Raw genomic sequence first — 16,311 nt, 5'->3', positions numbered from 1 at the left:
CAACCACTTGACCAGAAAAACTGTTCCCACGCTTTTACCTCGTGCTGCTTTTTGGGGACTGATGACCTTGGCTTGCACTAGCTGCGGCCACGACCTGCCTGCGCTTCCGGGCTTTAATGCAGCCACCTGGCGCGCCGACTCCTACGGCTGCCAGAATCAGCGCCGCCAGTTGCTACCTATTCTGGAAAAGCACCGCAATGCCCTCTACGGCTCCCGGATCAATGATATTACCGCGTTGCTAGGCCACCCCGACGAAGAGGAGCTCGGTGAGCAGAGCGACAAAGTATACATCTACTACGTGGCCCCTGGTATGCATTGCGCCCCTGGCCACCCGCGCTCCGGCAGCAACAGAATGCTCCTGCGAAGTGGAGCAACCGGCACCATTACGGAAATTATCCTACCAGTAATCAAATTTGATTAAATATAACTATTTCAACATACATCATTAATAACCTTTTACACTGCCCGAACTTCTCTGTACACTTAATACAGCAACGGCCGCTTCTCTTGGCAGAGAAACGGCCGTTTTTACTAAGGCGAACTGCTTTAAACTGCCTTACCCAAGCCCGCCATCAGTAGAGTTGGTTGGCTGAGCAGGCATAACATCTCGGTGCTGCTCGTTGTGAAACAGGCTTAGCTGCGAGGGAGTTAGAATGCGGCCACACTCTGTTTCATACTGCGACTCCAGCTCCGCCAGTTTGGCGGTGCGCTCCAAGGGATTATCGTGGTATTGCCACTGAATTTCTTCAGTACGGGCCAGCTTGATCTTGTTAACGGCTCGCAACTGGATAAACTGGGCTTCGTTTAGTTGCAACTGCTGGCTCATGGAACGTGTTAGGTCCTCTACCTGAGTGGTAGAGGGCTCCGAAGTGCCAGGACGCTCGGCGTATCGGTCTTTCATCTGGGCATGCGCGGCAGTGCCAAATGCAGCCAGTAAACAGGTTAGGACAAGAGCTTTCATGGGAAAACGGTGGAAAGCGGGCAGGTTTGAGAGCATAGGTATGTAGTGGGCAACCAACCAAGCTGCATCGTAAAAAATTCCACTCCTTCCCTAGTATTTATATCCAAAAATACGTGGTTTAAAGTACAATCACAATTATTTTAAGCAAAAAAAGACAATTATTTATTGAAATAATTAACGTAAATATTCTCCCATTCGTGTTCTTCTCTTTCTCTTTACGCATACCAGCCGGCCTTTGGGGCCGGCTGGTAGCAGCGGTTATCAGGCTGAACGTGCTTACTCAAGCCCAGTCATTGGCTTATGGTCGGGGCTTTTGTAGTACTGCATGGCTATCAGCGAGATAATCATGCCCGACATGGCACCCTGCAGAATGATGGCCAAGAAGGCAATGGTCACTGAAAGGTCAAACCCAAACAGATCCTGCGCTCGGATACCATCCATAATATGCCGGTTCAGCACTCCGGCGTACAGAATAAAGAAGAGGCTAAAGACTACCGAGGCAACAATAGCTGTGATGATACCGGTGGCAAAACCGTGCAAATAGGGCATTCGGCCGTGCCGGAACCGTTTGTACTGCGCAATGGCCAGGCAGATGCCCACCGCCAGAATTACGCCATTCAGAAAGCTGAGCTCGATCCGCTCGGACAAGCCGAACAGGGACGCAATAAGAAAGTACAGGACCATGCCGCCGGCTGTAAACAGGCCATAGCGGACACCGTTGGTTTCGGGCGTAAGTTGAGTGGTTGCCATGAGTTGAACTGTTAAAAGGTGGAAGGGATACCCAGCAAGCTGCTGTTCCGGAACTACCGGTGGGAGTATTCATGTTACAACACCGGCCTACCCGTGCTACCTCCGACAGCAACCTGCTCTTATCTATACAGCCCTGAGTGGCAACCGGTTGTACATTCCAGGCTTTTTTTTCGTCCGTGGCCGATTCTGTCGGCTGCAAATCCGGGGGGCCGAGGCATTTTACGTACTTTTGCGGGCCGGGAATCAGCGGACACGCTCTTTGCCGGCCATTTCGGGATTTTTCCGCCTTACTTCACCTATGATCAGCACCTCCAACGTAAGCCTGCGCTACGGCAAGCGCGTATTGTTTGAAGACGTTACCATCAAGTTCATGCCCGGCAACGTGTATGGCCTCATCGGGGCCAATGGCGCGGGTAAGTCCACGTTTCTGAAGATTCTCTCGGGCGAGATTGAGCCAAACACCGGCTCGGTGGATATGCCTAAGGGGGCCCGCCTCTCGGTACTGAAGCAGGACCAGTTTGCGGCCGATGCCTTCCCCGTGCTCCAGACCGTAATTATGGGCCACACGCGCCTGTGGAAGGTGATGGAGGAAAAAGATGCCCTCTACGCCAAGGCCGACTTCTCGGACGCTGACGGCGAGCGGGCCGCCGAGCTGGAAGGCGAGTTTGCCGACCTGGAAGGCTGGAATGCCGAGTACGAAGCTGCCGAGCTGCTTTCCGGCCTCGGCATCGGGGAAGATAAGCACCACACCCTGATGGCCGACCTGGGTACCTCCGACAAGGTGCGCGTGCTCCTGGCTCAGGCCCTGTTCGGTAACCCCGACGTGCTGCTGCTCGACGAACCCACCAACGGCCTCGACGCCGAAACTGTGCTGTGGCTGGAGAACTTCCTCGACTCGTTCCAGAATACGGTAATTGTGGTCAGCCACGACCGTCACTTCCTTGACGCAGTGTGTAACTATATGGCTGACCTCGATTTCTCAAAAATCACCATGTACCCCGGCAACTACTCGTTCTGGTACGAGTCGTCGCAGCTGGCTTTGCGCCAGCGCCAGGATATTAACAAGAAGACTGAGGACAAGCGTAAGGAACTGGAAGAATTCGTGCGCCGCTTCTCGGCCAACGCGTCCAAGTCCAAGCAGGCTACTTCGCGCCAGAAGCTGCTCCAGAAACTCACCTTGGAGGAGATTAAGCCTAGCTCGCGCAAATACCCCTACATTGCCTTCAAGCCCGAGCGCGAAGCCGGCAACCAGCTGCTGACGGTAGACAACCTGAGCAAATCGGTAGACGGTCAGGTGGTTTTCCGCAATGTCTCCTTCGCGCTGGATAAGAAGGATAAAGTGGCCATCATCGGCCGCGACGACCGGGCCGCTTCCCTCCTGTTCGACGTGCTATTTGAGCAGGTCAAGGCTGAAACCGGCGACTTTAAGTGGGGCACTACCATCACGCCCAGCTACTTCCCCAAGGAAAACACCGAGTTCTTCGATACCAACCTGAACTTGGTGGACTGGCTGCGCCAGTACAGCACCGAGAAGGATGAATCGTTCATCCGGGGCTTTTTGGGCCGCATGCTCTTCTCAGGCGAGGAGTCGCAGAAGAAGTCGAATGTACTGAGCGGGGGCGAGAAAGTGCGCTGCATGCTTTCCAAAATGATGATGGAAGGCGGCAACGTGCTCGTGCTCGACGACCCGACGAACCACCTGGATCTGGAAAGCATTACGGCTTTGGATAACTCCCTGCGCGAGTTCAACGGTACGCTGCTGTTTGCTTCTCACGACTTGCAGGTGATTCAGTCGGTAGCCAACCGTATCATCGAGCTGACGCCCACGGGCATCATTGACCGGCGCATGAGCTACGAGGAATACCTGGCCGACGAAAACATTCGGACCCAGCGCCAGCGCATGTACCAATTGGTATCGTAATTACGTTCTTACAGGCATTATGAAACGACTCTTGTTCCTGATGCTGATGGGTGGGGCCGGCCTGGTTGGGCTGGCCCCTACCGTTTCAGCCCAAACCACCGATACCACCCGCACCAGCAAGCCCCAGCTGAACACGGCCCCGCCCGGCAGCGTGCCCACACCCCGGCAGCCGGCTCCCGTGTACCAGCCAGCGCCTACGGCTCCCGTGGCCCCCGACCCGAACGTGCCGGCCTCCAACCAGCCCTTCGACCCCAGCCGGCCCTCGGGCATGGATTTGCCGCAGCGGCCCGGTGTAGCCCCGCCGCCCCCGCCCTTGCGGAAGTATTTCCTGTACACCAATTTCGGCCTGGGCTTCAGTAGTCTGTATGGGTTCAGTCAGTTCAGTGCCAGCCTAGCTCCGGCCATCGGGTACCGGTTTACAGAGCGGTTTGCGGCCGGACCGGGCATTTCCTACGCCTACAACAGCTACTCCCTGCGCGGGACCGATGGCATCAAAACCAGTAGCTTTGGGGTGAAAGGCTTCGCCCAATTCATTGCTTACAAAGAGTTTTTTCTGCACGCCGAATACGAAGTAACCCAAGCGGAAGTCCTTTATCAGGATATCAATACCGGCCAGCTTTTCAAGCGCAAGCTCAATGTGCGCACGCCTCTGGCCGGGGCCGGCTACCGCACCCGCTTCAGCGACCGGGCCGCCGCCGATATTGTGGTGCTCTACAACTTCAACGACGGTTTTGAGGACATTTATGGGCAGCCGGTTATCCGCTTCAGCTTCCTGTTTGATCTGAAATAAAGTTGCCGCTGGTACAACAAAAAGCCCCGCTCATTGCTGAGCGGGGCTTTTGCGTTTTTCGAACAGGGTGAATTCCACCTACCAAAGTGGAAATCGAGGCCAGTTATACTACCCGACCACCGCGGATAACACGCAGCAGGATAGCAATAATGGCAATAACCAGCAGAATGTGAATCAGGCCGTTACCGGCAATACCCGCGCCCATTACACCGAAGAAGCCCAGGGCCCAGATGATGATCAGAATGACGGCGATGATGTACAGTAGATTGCCCATGATTGGAGGAGAGAGTTTAGTGAAAAAAGGGAGAGTGGGGTTTTGTTGGTTTCCGCCGTGTTGTGGGTGATTTCAGCGGCGGAAGCCATTCTGCGGTTTTGTACGCGCCCTTTCAGCCAAAAGGTTTATAAAGGCTTCATATTTTTTTTGCCGTAGGACTAGGTGTTATGAGGAAAATGGCTTTTCAGGGCTCAAATCATCGATTTTGCATTAAAAAAAATCTATGTGTGCCCTGGGAATATCCTAGCATTTTAGAATTGAGGACGCCGCCTTTTTCGGCTTAGCTTTGCAGCAGTTTTCCCGGGCTCCGGCCCATTCCCACCCCACCCAACTCTTTTTACTATGAACGTTGCCGTAATTGGCGCGGGCACCATGGGCAATGGCATTGCTCACGTTTTTGCCCAGCATGGTTTCTCTGTGGCCCTCATCGATACTAATCCGGCGTCTCTCGACAAGGGCTTGGCTACCATAGGCAAGAACCTGGACCGTCAGGTGGCCAAAGGTGGCCTTACGGCCGATGACAAAGCGGCTACTTTGGAGCGCCTGACCAGCTTTACCAGTCTGGCTGAAGGGGTGCGTACTGCGGACCTGGTGGTAGAAGCCGCCACGGAAAACGTGGACCTCAAGCTTAGCATCTTCCGGGAGCTGGACCAGCACGCACCGACAGCAGCCATTCTGGCCTCCAATACGTCGTCCATTTCCATTACCCGCATTGCGGCCGTCACGAAGCGGCCCGCTCAGGTAATCGGGATGCACTTCATGAACCCGGTACCGGTGATGAAGCTGGTGGAGGTAATCCGGGGCTATGCCACTTCCGATGAGGTGACGCAGCGCGTAATGGATTTGTCGCGCCAGCTGGGCAAAACGCCCACCGAGGTGAACGACTACCCCGGCTTTGTGGCCAACCGCATTCTGATGCCTATGATCAACGAGGCCATTTACAGCCTGTTTGAGGGCGTGGCCGGTGTAGAGGAAATTGACACGGTGATGAAGCTGGGCATGGCCCACCCCATGGGCCCCCTGCAACTGGCCGATTTCATTGGCCTAGATGTGTGCCTGGCCATTCTGCGCGTGTTGCACGACGGTTTGGGCAACCCCAAATACGCTCCTTGTCCGCTACTGGTGAATATGGTAACGGCGGGCCGCCTGGGCGTGAAGTCCGGCGAAGGGTTCTATTCCTGGGCCCACGGCACCAAAGAGCTGGTGCTGGCCGAGCGGTTTCGCAAGTAAGCTCCGGGTCTGTTCTATACTTCTAACGCCTTTGCCGGTAAACCGGCAAGGGCGTTTGCCGTTGGATTCTGATGAAACCTTCGGGCCCTAAATACGCTTATATAGATTCAGTTTTTGACTCTGACATCTGACTCGTATTTTAATGGAACAAGCAACATTTGGCGGCGGCTGCTTCTGGTGCACCGAAGCCGTATTTCAGAATCTGAAAGGCGTAGAAAAAGTAGTATCGGGCTATACCGGCGGGCGCATCGCCAACCCCACGTATAAGGAGGTGTGCAGCGGTCTGACGGGCCACAACGAGGTTATTCAGATTACCTATGACCCGGCCGTTATCAGCTACGAGGAGCTGCTGGAGGTATTCTGGAAAACCCACGACCCTACTACCCTCAACCGACAAGGCAACGATGCCGGCACCCAGTACCGCTCAGGCATTTACGCCCACAACGCGGAGCAGCAGCACACAGCCGAAGCCTATAAGCAGAAGCTCACTGAGGCCAACGCCTTCAGCGGCCCTATTACCACCGAAATTTTGCCCCTGGCCGCGTTTTACCCCGCTGAAGCATACCATCAGAATTACTACAACCTCAACGGTTCTCAGCCCTACTGCCAGTTTGTGGTAAAAAGCAAAGTAGATAAGGTGAAAGCTGTATTTGGTGACAAGCTGAAAGTGTAGCCTGGGAGGCAGATAAAAGTCAACGCGCGGACGCAAGCCGATTTCAGGGGCTACGTCCGCGCGTTGATTTTTTATCTTTTTACTTCTTCTTATCCCTGTTCCGGCAGATCAATCTTGAAGGGGCCATGCTCCCGGCCGAGGGCATAGAACAGTGCCACCTGGTTCATCAGGGTACGGGCGTAGAGGTCGAGGGCCCGGGTTTCGAGGATCTGGTTGTTCTTCACGATGATGAAACTTACCAACTCACCCGGATACGCGCCATCTTCACCCAGCGGCGGAATGGCCTCGAAGGGCGAGAAGTTCTTGACCGGTAGAAAGTCCCCTTTGGGCAGTTCCATCAGGGTTTTCTCCCCGTACGGGATAAAGCCTTTTAGGTGCGAGTAGCGGTAGTGCGGGTTCCAGACCCAGCTGCCGTTGAAAATATAGTACTCATCTACCCCAAAGCGCAGGAACTCGCGCAACGACACGTTTACGCCGATGCGCCAGTTGGTGCGCTCTTCCAGGGTTTGCTTGATGATGGCCAAGCGCGTGGGGTCGGGCGTATCGGTAAAAGCCTGCGTGAGGCGAGCCTGCACCACCAGCTCGCAGCCGGCGTACAGGTTGATGAGCTGCTGCCGCCACGCGTTCTGGGCGCCCAGCTGATAGGCATCGGCCCGGGTAAACTCGAAGAAATTGTGAGTGTAGGGGCCGGCTAGGGCCACACCGTCGCGGCCGGTAGCATCGGCCCACTCCACCAGGAAGCAGTGGTGCATGCGGGCATCCACCCAAGGCAATTCCCGGTTGAAGGCCACGCGGGTCTGGATGGTATCGGGTTCAACGCCCAGTTCCTGGGCTATGTAGTCGCGCACTTCGTCGCGGGCCTGAGCGGCCGATACAACTGGTTTCAGGGTACTCATCAAGCAAAGAGAAAGAATAGACGTCCGGCCCAGGACCAACCGGTGGCGGGCGCGGCTCTACAATGTTAAGCAGTTAATCACGGATTTGAACGGATTTTTCGGATTTCACGGATTCGGTTGGCCTGGCTGCGCGGCTCGGCTACCGATGCCGGCGGCCTTTTCCCACAAAAAACGTCCGGCCGACTGTAGGCAGTCAGCCGGACGTTTACTTACCTGGAAGCTGGCTCACCTACTTCATATAAACCAGAGGCTCTATCCAGAATGCATGCTTTATACGGCTACGTTGTGCTCGCGCAACGCGTCGTTGAGTGAAGTTTTGAGGTCGGTGCTGGGCTTGCGCTGCCCGATGATGAGCGCGCAGGGCACCTGGTAGTCGCCGGCCGGGAAGTGCTTGGTGTAGGAACCCGGAATCACCACCGAGCGAGCCGGCACCGTGCCTTTGTACTCCACTGGCTCGGGGCCCGTCACGTCAATGATTTTGGTGCTGCCCGTGATGGTCACACCTGCCCCGATGACGGCTTCTTTGCCCACGAAGCAGCCTTCCACCAGAATGCTGCGCGAACCCACGAAGGCTCCGTCTTCGATGATAACCGGCGCAGCCTGCACCGGCTCCAGTACGCCGCCAATGCCTACACCCCCGCTCAGGTGCACGCCCGCCCCAATCTGGGCGCAGGAGCCCACAGTAGCCCAGGTGTCCACCATCGTACCCTCACCTACCCAGGCCCCGATGTTAACATAGCTCGGCATCAGAATAACGCCGGGGGCCAGATAGGCACCGTAGCGGGCCACGGCTGGGGGAACCACGCGCACGCCCTGCTGCTCGTAGTTGGTTTTGAGCCGCATTTTGTCCCGGAATTCAAACGGTCCTACCTCAATGGTTTCCATCTGGCGAATGGGGAAGTACAGGATAACCGCCTTCTTCACCCAGTCGTTTACCAGCCAGCCGCCTTCCCGGTCAGTGGCGGGCTGGGCCACGCGCAGGCGGCCTTTATCGAGCTCTTCAATTACGTGCTGGATGGCCTCAGTGGTGGCGGCTTGCTGGAGCAGGCTCCGGTCGGCCCAGGCGGCTTCAATCAGGTTTTGCAGTTCAGACATGCTAAAGGGGTTGTGTGTTGCCAGTTGTTGGTTGCCGGTTATTGGGTGTTGGTTACGAGTTGTTGCTTGTTATGATAACTGAAAACTCATAACCAACCCATACCGCAAGCGGGCCAAAAGTACCATCTTCGCACCCAATATGCCGCGTCCCGTCACCATTTTGCTGGCCTCTGTCCTTAAGCCCCTCGATGACACGCGGATGCTGGGCAAGTTTGGACGCACGCTGGCCGGAAGGCCGGGCACCCAGGTACACGTAGCAGGCCGCTTGGCCCCACTTCCACCCAGCCTGCCCGCCAACCTGCACACGCATACTCTGCTGCACGGCTCCCGCCTGAGCCTGGGCCGCGTGTGGGCGCAGTTCCGCTACTGGCGGTTGCTCCGGCAGCTCCGGCCCGCTGTCGTATTCGTACATGCGCCCGAACTGCTCCCTCTCACGGTACTGTGGCAACTGCTAGGGCCGGGACGGCGGTTTATGTACGATGTACGGGAAAATTACGCCCTCAACATCCGGACGCAGGCTGTGTACCCGGCCTGGGCCCGTAACCTGCTGGCCAGCTTAGTGCGGCACCTCGAAACCCTGGCCAGTGCCCGGGCCACCGCCGTGCTGCTGGCCGAAAGAAGCTATGCGGAAGAACTGCCCTTTGCCCAACTGTCTGCAACGAATCTGCCACCGACCGGAAACCGCCGTGGGCTCACCCTGCTAATCGAAAACAAATACCAGCTCTACGACGAGCACCCCACCCCGTTCCCGCGCCGGCTGCCGCCGGTTACCGAGCCGTTGCGGATAGTGTACACGGGTACTATTTCGGAGCTGAATGGCGTGTGGGAGGCTATCCGGTTTGTGCAGCATATGCGGCAGGTGTGGCCGCTGGCTCACCTGACCATCATTGGCAGCTGCCAGCAACCGGGGCTACTGCCGCGCCTGGAGGCAGCAGTGGCTGCCGCCAGTGAGGCCGTGACGCTGGTGGGTGGGGTGGCCCTGGTGCCGCACGCGCAGGTAGTGGCTGAAATCCGCCGGAGCCACCTGGGGCTGCTGCCCTACCGGCCGCACCCCAGCACGGCCCGTTGCCTTCCTACCAAGCTGTTCGAGTACCTAGCCCACGCGCTACCGCTGGTGCTGCCGCCCAATCCGCTCTGGTCCGATTTGGCGGAGGAAGCGGAAGCCGGTTTTGGGTTCGACTTCCAGCAGCCCGCTTATCCGCCCGCTGAAGAACTGGCCCGACTGCTGCAAAGCCGCGTATACTACCCGGCCGGCCCACCCGCCGGAGTCTTCTGGCAGTCGGAAGCTGAAAAATTGCACTGGCTGATGGATTCTATCCGGTAACTACCGACCTTTGCGGGCCGTTTACGGAGCTGGTGCCGAATTTTTCTACCTTCGGCGTGCTTATTTCCGACTGCCCTGCTCCGCAAATCCCCCCTACTGATGAACAACTCTCTCCGACTCTCTGAAATTGCCGGTGTTGGTCACTACGTGCCTGAGCGCGTGGTCACGAATGCCGACCTGACCCAACTGATTGACACCACCGACGAGTGGATCCAGGAACGTACCGGCATTCGGGAGCGGCGCTGGTTTGAGGAAGGAAAAGACACCACGGCCAACATGGGGGCCAACGCGGCCCGCAAGGCCCTGGAAATGGCCGGCCTCACGCCCGATGACGTGCAGCTGATTGTGTTTGCCACCTTGTCGCCCGACTACTTCTTCCCCGGTTCCGGTGTGCTGCTGCAGCGTGAGTTGGGTATCACGGCCCCCATTCCGGCTTTTGATGTGCGCAACCAGTGCTCCGGCTTCGTGTACGCGCTGAGCATGGCCGACCAGTTCATCAAAACCGGCATGTACGATACCGTGCTGGTGGTGGGCTCCGAAATTCACTCCTCGGGCCTCGACATCAGCACCCGGGGCCGGGCCGTGTCAGTTATTTTCGGTGATGGAGCCGGCGCGGTGGTATTGCGCCCCAGCACCCGCGAGGGCCATGGCATTCTGAGCACCCACCTCCACTCCCAAGGCGAGCACGCCGAGGAGCTTATTGTGCGGGAACCCGGCTCGAACCGCAACAACCGCCTGGAGTACGTAATGGCCAACGAGCTGGAAATGTACCCGTACATGAACGGCCAGAACGTGTTCAAGCACGCCGTGGTGCGCTTTCCGCAGGTTATCCGGGAGGCCCTCGATGCCAATGGTTACGAGTCAAAGGATATCGATATGCTCATCCCGCACCAGGCCAACCTGCGCATCACGCAGTTCGTGCAGCAGAAAATGGGCCTCTCCGATGACAAGGTGTTCAGCAACATTCAGCGCTACGGCAACACTACAGCCGCCTCGGTGCCCATTGCCCTGAGCGAAGCCGTGCAGGAAGGCCGCATCAAGCGCGGCGACCTGGTGTGTCTGGCCGCCTTCGGCTCCGGGTTCACCTGGGCCTCCGCCCTGATCCGCTGGTAGGTTCTGGTCAATTAAAAATTGAGAAGTAAAAATGAGGTGGCTGACCGGACTTTATCATCCGCGTTGGTCACCTCGATTTTTACTTCTTAATTCATAATTCTTAATGCAACCGAATGCCCAGCTACACCGAGGAGAATTACCTGAAAGCCATCTACAAGCTGGCAGAAGCGCAACCCGGCACCGAAGTCAGCACCAACAGCGTGGCGGAGGAGCTACGGACGCGGCCCGCTTCGGTGACGGATATGCTGCGCCGCCTCGGGGAAAAAGAGCTGCTGCATTACACGCGTTACCGGGGCGTGACGCTCACGCAGGAAGGCCGCCGGCTGGCCCTGCTTACTATTCGGAAACACCGGCTGTGGGAGGTTTTTCTGGTCCAGCACCTGGGGTTCAACTGGGATGAAGTACACGACGTCGCCGAACAGATGGAGCACATCGACTCCGACCTGCTGGTGCGCCGCCTCGATGAGTTTCTGGGCTTCCCGCAGCTTGACCCCCACGGCGACCCGATTCCGACGGCCGATGGCGTGCTGCACCGCCCCCAGCACCGCCTGCTTTCCGACCTGCGCCCCGGTGAACACGGCCGGGTTATAGCCGTCAAGAATACCTCGGCTCCCTTCCTGCAATACCTCGATAAAGTGGGCGTCAACCTCGGCACACAGATTGAAGTAGTAGATAAGATAACATTCGATAATTCCCTAGAAATCAAAATCAACAACGAAGTTAAATACTTAGTCTCAGCCGAAGTAAGCCGTAACCTGCTGGTCACGGATTGAGCCCTGTACACCCCGTACTCGGTGAGGAATTACTGTTCCGCGGCCTCGGTACACCAAGCTATCTGCACGAATCCCGGTTGCCTTCAGGTGAGCATCAGTAACAGCATGAACACTGGCAAGCAGGCACGTACCTTTGCGGCTGAACTCATCCTGCTGTGTTATGGCCATAGGCTTACCTCCCTCGCTTTCCGATACCATTGTTGCCCTGTCAACGCCGCCCGGGGCCGGCGCTATTGCCCTGCTTCGACTGTCAGGGCCGCAGGCTATTTTGCTGACCGATGTGGTATTTGCCGGAAAGCGCCTGCGCGACCAGCCCAGCCACACACTACATGTAGGGACCATCCGCGACGGGGCGCGGATTCTGGATGAAGTCGTCGTATCGTTGTTTCGGGGGCCACACTCCTACACCCGTGAGGACGTAGTGGAAATCAGCACCCACGGCTCCGATTACATCGTGCAGGAAGTCCTGACGCTGCTGTTGCGCCACGGCGCCCGCCTGGCGGAGGCCGGCGAGTTCACCAAGCGTGCATTCCTGCACGGAGCCTTCGACTTGGCCCAGGCCGAAGCCGTGGCCGATCTGATTGCCGCCGACTCGGCCCTTTCGCACCAGGTAGCCATGCGTCAGATGCGCGGGGGCTTTTCCCAGGAGTTGAAGGACCTGCGCGGCCGGCTGGTACAGTTTGCGGCCCTGCTGGAATTGGAACTGGACTTTGGCGAAGAGGACGTGGAGTTTGCCGACCGCACCGGCTTAGTGCAGCTCCTGCAGGAAGTACAGCAGTTGGTGCGCCGCCTGCTCCGTTCCTTTGAATTGGGTAACGTTATCAAGAACGGCGTGACTACGGTTATTGCTGGCCGCCCCAATGCCGGCAAAAGCACCCTACTCAACGCTCTGCTCAACGAGGAGCGCGCTATTGTCTCGGACGTGGCCGGCACTACCCGCGACCTGATTGAGGATGAAGTCAGCATTGAAGGCATCCGGTTCCGGTTTGTGGATACGGCCGGCCTGCGCGACACAACCGACGTGGTAGAATCCATCGGCGTGGAGCGCACCTTAAAGCGTGTGCAGCAGGCAGCATTGGTAGTATATCTGTTTGATATAACGACTACTACCCCCGCTGATCTTAAAGCGGAGATTGAGGCACTGAAACTACCGGCGGGCGTGGGTGTACTGGCCGTAGGCAACAAGCTGGACGTCGCTCCGGATACCGACCAGGAAGCCTTCCTGACGCGTCCCGGCACCGTGCTTATTGCTGCGTCCCGGGGCGACGGGCTGGATGAGCTGCGGCAGGAGTTGCTGGCCCGTGTCCGCCTCGATGGCCTTGACCGTACGGGCTCCAGTACCATCGTGACCAATCTGCGCCACGCCCAAAGCCTGGAGCAGGCCAATCAGCACCTTGATGCCGTACTGATGGGCCTGAGCACCGGCGCGGGCACCGAGCTCCTGGCCGCTGACCTGCGCCACGCCCTGGCGGCCCTGGGCCAGATAACCGGTGAAATCAGCAACGACGACCTGCTGACCAGCATTTTCACCCAGTTCTGCATCGGGAAGTAAGCTGCTGGCATGAATCGGCAACGTTGCCGGAACAAAAAATGCTGCTTCGCCTGGAAAAACCTTACGCTGCATGCCGCATTTTCAAACAGGGGGCCGTTTCTTTGCGCTTTCCCCATCTCAAACAACCACTGCGGTCGGATTGTAGTATAGGCGTCAAATACAGACGGGGTTTCCGGCTCACCGGCAATTCTTTAGTTTCGCCTTATAACCCCACCCATCAACCCAACCTTATGGCAGAATCTGCTGAACTGATCCTCGACGGGAAATCCATCTCTCTCCCCGTCATTGAAGGCACCGAGCACGAAAAAGCCTTTGACATTGGCAAGCTGCGCGACCAGACGGGCTACGTAACCCTCGATTCGGGCTACAAGAACACGGGTGCTACCAAGAGCGCCATCACGTTCCTCGACGGCGAAGAAGGTATCCTGCGCTACCGCGGTTATCCGATTGAGCAGCTGGCCGAACAGTCTTCGTTCATTGAAGTAGCCTACCTGCTGATTTACGGCAAGCTGCCCACCCAGGCTGAGCTCGACAACTTCAGCCACCAGATTACCAAGCACACGCTGGTGCACGAGGACGTGCGCAAGATTTTCGACGGCTTCCCGTCGGCAGCCCACCCCATGGCCATCCTCAGCAGCCTCATCTGCTCGCTCACGGCCTTCTATCCCGAGAGCGTATCGCCCGACCTGAGCAAGGAAGAAATCGACCTGAACGTGATTCGTCTCATGGCCAAGATTTCAACTATTGCGGCCTGGACGTACAAGAACAACATGGGTCACCCGCTGAACTATCCGCGCAATGACCTCGACTACTGCTCGAACTTCTTGTACATGATGTTCAGCTTCCCCACGGAGAAGTATGAAATCGACCCGCGCATCGTGAGTGCCCTCAACAAGCTGCTCATCCTGCACGCCGACCACGAGCAGAACTGCTCTACCTCCACCGTGCGCCTCGTGGGTTCGGCCAATGCTTCGCTCTACGGCTCTGTTTCGGCTGGTATCAACGCCCTCTGGGGTCCGCTGCACGGCGGCGCCAACCAAGAAGTGCTGGAGATGCTACAGGCTATTCAGAAAGACGGCGGCGACACTAGCAAGTTCATTGCCAAGGCCAAGGACAAAAACGATTCGTTCCGTCTGATGGGCTTCGGTCACCGCGTATACAAGAACTTCGACCCACGTGCCAAAATCATCAAGAAAGCGGCCGACGACGTACTAGCTGCTCTTGGCATTGACGACCCGCTGCTGAAGATTGCCCAGGAACTGGAGCAGGCTGCCCTCACCGATGAGTACTTCATCGAGCGGAAGCTGTACCCTAATGTAGACTTCTATTCCGGCATCATCTACCGCGCCATCGGTATCCCTACCGAAATGTTCACGGTGATGTTTGCTTTGGGCCGCCTGCCCGGCTGGATTGCCCAGTGGAAAGAGATGCGCGAGAACAAGGAGCCTATCGGCCGTCCGCGCCAGATCTATACCGGCGAAACTGAGCGCGACTACGTGAGCATTACGGCTCGTTCGTAAGTTCTGCACGTTACCTTAGTACAGCAAAAAAGCCCGCTTCAGCGGGCTTTTTTCGTTTCTACTGCTACTGCAGGTTACATTCTGTAACCTGCAGTAAATCAGTGGATATTAGCGGCGGTGAAGTTCGTTTTCATTTCTTCGTAAGCTACCATTTTCTTAGGTCCCAGAATGGCAGCTAGGTCCCACTCGTAGCGCATTTGCACGTCGGCCAGGGCTTTATCGGTTGCCTCAGCATCGGCAGCGAATTGCTTGCGCAACTCTGCCGTTTCGGTGAGTAGGCGTATGTGCAGCGTCCGGACTTTCACATACTGTCCTTCGCTCAAACGGGTACGCTCGGCCATGCGGCGCGTCATCTCGGTGGCGCGGGTTGATACCTTGCTGCCACCGTCAGCGGGAGATGCTTGCACAGACTGGCTAACAGTTACTACAGCGACAAAAGCGAGAACGGAGAATACTTTTTTCATAACGGTGGTGAGTTGGAGGAAAGTGAAACCAGAAAGAGTAAGTAGTTCGCTAGCAATAGAATGAATATATTCGTTTGTTATAACATAACCAATATTTACTTTAAATATATTTAAGCAAGTTTGTAATAGACCTGAAAAAGCCTGCCTACGGAAGTAGACAGGCCTTTCTGGCCGCTACTAGTAAGGCGTTGCACCTAGTGCCGTCATGCTGGCCCGATTCTGTTGGTAAAGGGCCAGTTGGTTTGGCTGTAATAGAGACGACAGCTCCATCTCGTACTGCAGCTGTGCATCGGCTACGGCACGGGTTTGCAGTTCCGCGTCGTGTACGAATAAGGCCTTAGCCGAAAGTGTTTCCTGCAGCAGCCGCAGGTTCAGGGCGCGTACTTGCACGTACTGGCCTTCATTCAGGCGCACCTGCTGCGACAGGGAACGGGCCATGGCGGTAGCGCGGGCCTGCAGGTCGCGGTTACCGGGGCCGGGAGCCGCCAGCAGCCGGTGCGATGTGAAGGCTAACACAGCCAGCAACAAGGGTACTGTGAGCTTTTTCATAGGGTCTGAAAAAAGGAACAAGGGAGGAAATTCCAACAACGACTAAGGATTCTAGTGCTGCCCCAGGGCCGTCATGCTGGCGCGGCTCTGCTGGAATAGTGCCAACTGGGCTGGCCGGAGCAGCGCAGTGAGGTCAGATTCGTAGCGGCCCTGCGCATCGGCAAGACGCTGATCCAGGATACTTTGGTCGGCGGCAAAGCGGGTTTTCAAGTCTTCTATTTCAGCCAGCATCCGTACGTTGAGCTGCTTTACGCGCAGGTACTGTCCTTCATCCAGACGGGCTTTCTCCGAAATGGAACGCGTGAGAGCAGTGGCCCGGGCGTGGATGCTGGTATTGCCGTCGCCTTCTGAACCAGCCAATGCCATGCTCTGTACTCCCAGCAGCAGGCAAGCGAAAAGAGTAGTCTTTTTCATGAGATAAGGAGT

General features: G+C 56.9%; 18 protein-coding genes. 10 read left to right on the top strand and 8 right to left on the bottom strand.

All coding sequences use genetic code 11. The features are described from left to right. Positions 1-61 precede the first annotated feature (61 nt). A complete protein-coding gene (locus HSW_RS11420) occupies positions 62-421 on the top strand; it encodes a hypothetical protein (protein ID WP_044002033.1) in 360 nt (119 codons plus the stop codon). 135 nt (positions 422-556) lie between these two features. Here HSW_RS11420 and HSW_RS11415 read toward each other — a convergent pair whose 3' ends face one another. Beyond that, positions 557-961 (bottom strand): hypothetical protein, encoded by a 405-nt coding sequence (locus tag HSW_RS11415; protein WP_155832939.1) that lies wholly within the window; start codon positions 959-961, stop codon positions 557-559. A 276-nt stretch (positions 962-1,237) separates the two neighbouring features. Further along, a complete protein-coding gene (locus HSW_RS11410) occupies positions 1,238-1,711 on the bottom strand; it encodes a DUF4199 domain-containing protein (protein ID WP_044002031.1) in 474 nt (157 codons plus the stop codon). Between the two features lie 298 nt (positions 1,712-2,009). Here HSW_RS11410 and HSW_RS11405 point away from each other — a divergent pair, with 298 nt between their 5' ends. Then, the gene (locus HSW_RS11405) at positions 2,010-3,632 is read left to right on the top strand and encodes an ABC-F family ATP-binding cassette domain-containing protein (protein ID WP_044002030.1); all 1,623 of its coding nucleotides are present in this window, start codon (positions 2,010-2,012) and stop codon (positions 3,630-3,632) included. A gap of 19 nt (positions 3,633-3,651) precedes the next feature. Further along, a complete protein-coding gene (locus HSW_RS11400; protein WP_155832938.1) occupies positions 3,652-4,422 on the top strand; it encodes a hypothetical protein in 771 nt (256 codons plus the stop codon). Between the two features lie 103 nt (positions 4,423-4,525). Here HSW_RS11400 and HSW_RS24270 read toward each other — a convergent pair whose 3' ends face one another. Further along, positions 4,526-4,696, bottom strand: a complete 171-nt coding sequence (locus HSW_RS24270; RefSeq protein ID WP_155832937.1) for a lmo0937 family membrane protein — start codon at positions 4,694-4,696, stop codon at positions 4,526-4,528. A gap of 342 nt (positions 4,697-5,038) precedes the next feature. On the opposite strand from HSW_RS24270, the gene HSW_RS11395 reads away from it, so the two are divergent. Continuing rightward, entirely contained in the window at positions 5,039-5,926 is an 888-nt protein-coding gene (locus tag HSW_RS11395) for a 3-hydroxyacyl-CoA dehydrogenase family protein (RefSeq protein WP_044002028.1), read from the top strand. Positions 5,927-6,068: 142 nt separating this feature from the next. Next, complete coding sequence (msrA, locus tag HSW_RS11390; protein ID WP_044002027.1) at positions 6,069-6,599, top strand: peptide-methionine (S)-S-oxide reductase MsrA; 531 nt, start codon at positions 6,069-6,071, stop codon at positions 6,597-6,599. Positions 6,600-6,688: 89 nt separating this feature from the next. Here msrA and HSW_RS11385 read toward each other — a convergent pair whose 3' ends face one another. Further along, positions 6,689-7,495, bottom strand: a complete 807-nt coding sequence (locus tag HSW_RS11385; protein WP_044002026.1) for a hypothetical protein — start codon at positions 7,493-7,495, stop codon at positions 6,689-6,691. A gap of 270 nt (positions 7,496-7,765) precedes the next feature. Then, positions 7,766-8,590 (bottom strand): 2,3,4,5-tetrahydropyridine-2,6-dicarboxylate N-succinyltransferase, encoded by an 825-nt coding sequence (locus HSW_RS11380; RefSeq protein WP_044002025.1) that lies wholly within the window; start codon positions 8,588-8,590, stop codon positions 7,766-7,768. A 139-nt stretch (positions 8,591-8,729) separates the two neighbouring features. On the opposite strand from HSW_RS11380, the gene HSW_RS11375 reads away from it, so the two are divergent. The 5 genes from HSW_RS11375 (at position 8,730) to HSW_RS11355 (ending at position 14,872) form a co-directional block, all read left to right on the top strand. Continuing rightward, positions 8,730-9,914, top strand: coding sequence for a glycosyltransferase (locus HSW_RS11375; RefSeq protein ID WP_044002024.1), 1,185 nt, complete (start codon positions 8,730-8,732; stop codon positions 9,912-9,914). Positions 9,915-10,013: 99 nt separating this feature from the next. After that, positions 10,014-11,027 (top strand): 3-oxoacyl-ACP synthase III family protein, encoded by a 1,014-nt coding sequence (locus HSW_RS11370; RefSeq protein WP_044002023.1) that lies wholly within the window; start codon positions 10,014-10,016, stop codon positions 11,025-11,027. 113 nt (positions 11,028-11,140) lie between these two features. Beyond that, positions 11,141-11,800, top strand: a complete 660-nt coding sequence (locus HSW_RS11365; protein WP_044002022.1) for a metal-dependent transcriptional regulator — start codon at positions 11,141-11,143, stop codon at positions 11,798-11,800. Between the two features lie 160 nt (positions 11,801-11,960). Continuing rightward, positions 11,961-13,352, top strand: coding sequence for a tRNA uridine-5-carboxymethylaminomethyl(34) synthesis GTPase MnmE (gene mnmE, locus HSW_RS11360; protein WP_044002021.1), 1,392 nt, complete (start codon positions 11,961-11,963; stop codon positions 13,350-13,352). Positions 13,353-13,582: 230 nt separating this feature from the next. After that, on the top strand, positions 13,583-14,872 hold the full coding sequence (locus HSW_RS11355; protein ID WP_044002020.1) for a citrate synthase: 1,290 nt from the start codon (positions 13,583-13,585) through the stop codon (positions 14,870-14,872). A 98-nt stretch (positions 14,873-14,970) separates the two neighbouring features. Here HSW_RS11355 and HSW_RS11350 read toward each other — a convergent pair whose 3' ends face one another. From HSW_RS11350 to HSW_RS11340, 3 genes are all read right to left on the bottom strand, one after another. Beyond that, entirely contained in the window at positions 14,971-15,279 is a 309-nt protein-coding gene (locus HSW_RS11350) for a hypothetical protein (protein WP_155832936.1), read from the bottom strand. A 234-nt stretch (positions 15,280-15,513) separates the two neighbouring features. Continuing rightward, a complete protein-coding gene (locus tag HSW_RS11345) occupies positions 15,514-15,885 on the bottom strand; it encodes a hypothetical protein (protein WP_044002018.1) in 372 nt (123 codons plus the stop codon). Between the two features lie 51 nt (positions 15,886-15,936). Continuing rightward, positions 15,937-16,299: a hypothetical protein gene (locus HSW_RS11340; protein WP_044002017.1), complete on the bottom strand. Its 363-nt coding sequence runs from the start codon at positions 16,297-16,299 to the stop codon at positions 15,937-15,939. Positions 16,300-16,311 lie beyond the last annotated feature (12 nt).

It is taken from the genome of Hymenobacter swuensis DY53, assembly GCF_000576555.1.
Lineage (GTDB): Bacteria > Bacteroidota > Bacteroidia > Cytophagales > Hymenobacteraceae > Hymenobacter > Hymenobacter swuensis.
The sequence above is the reverse complement of the archived record's forward strand: the minus strand, read 5'-3'. Positions and strand labels throughout refer to the sequence as shown.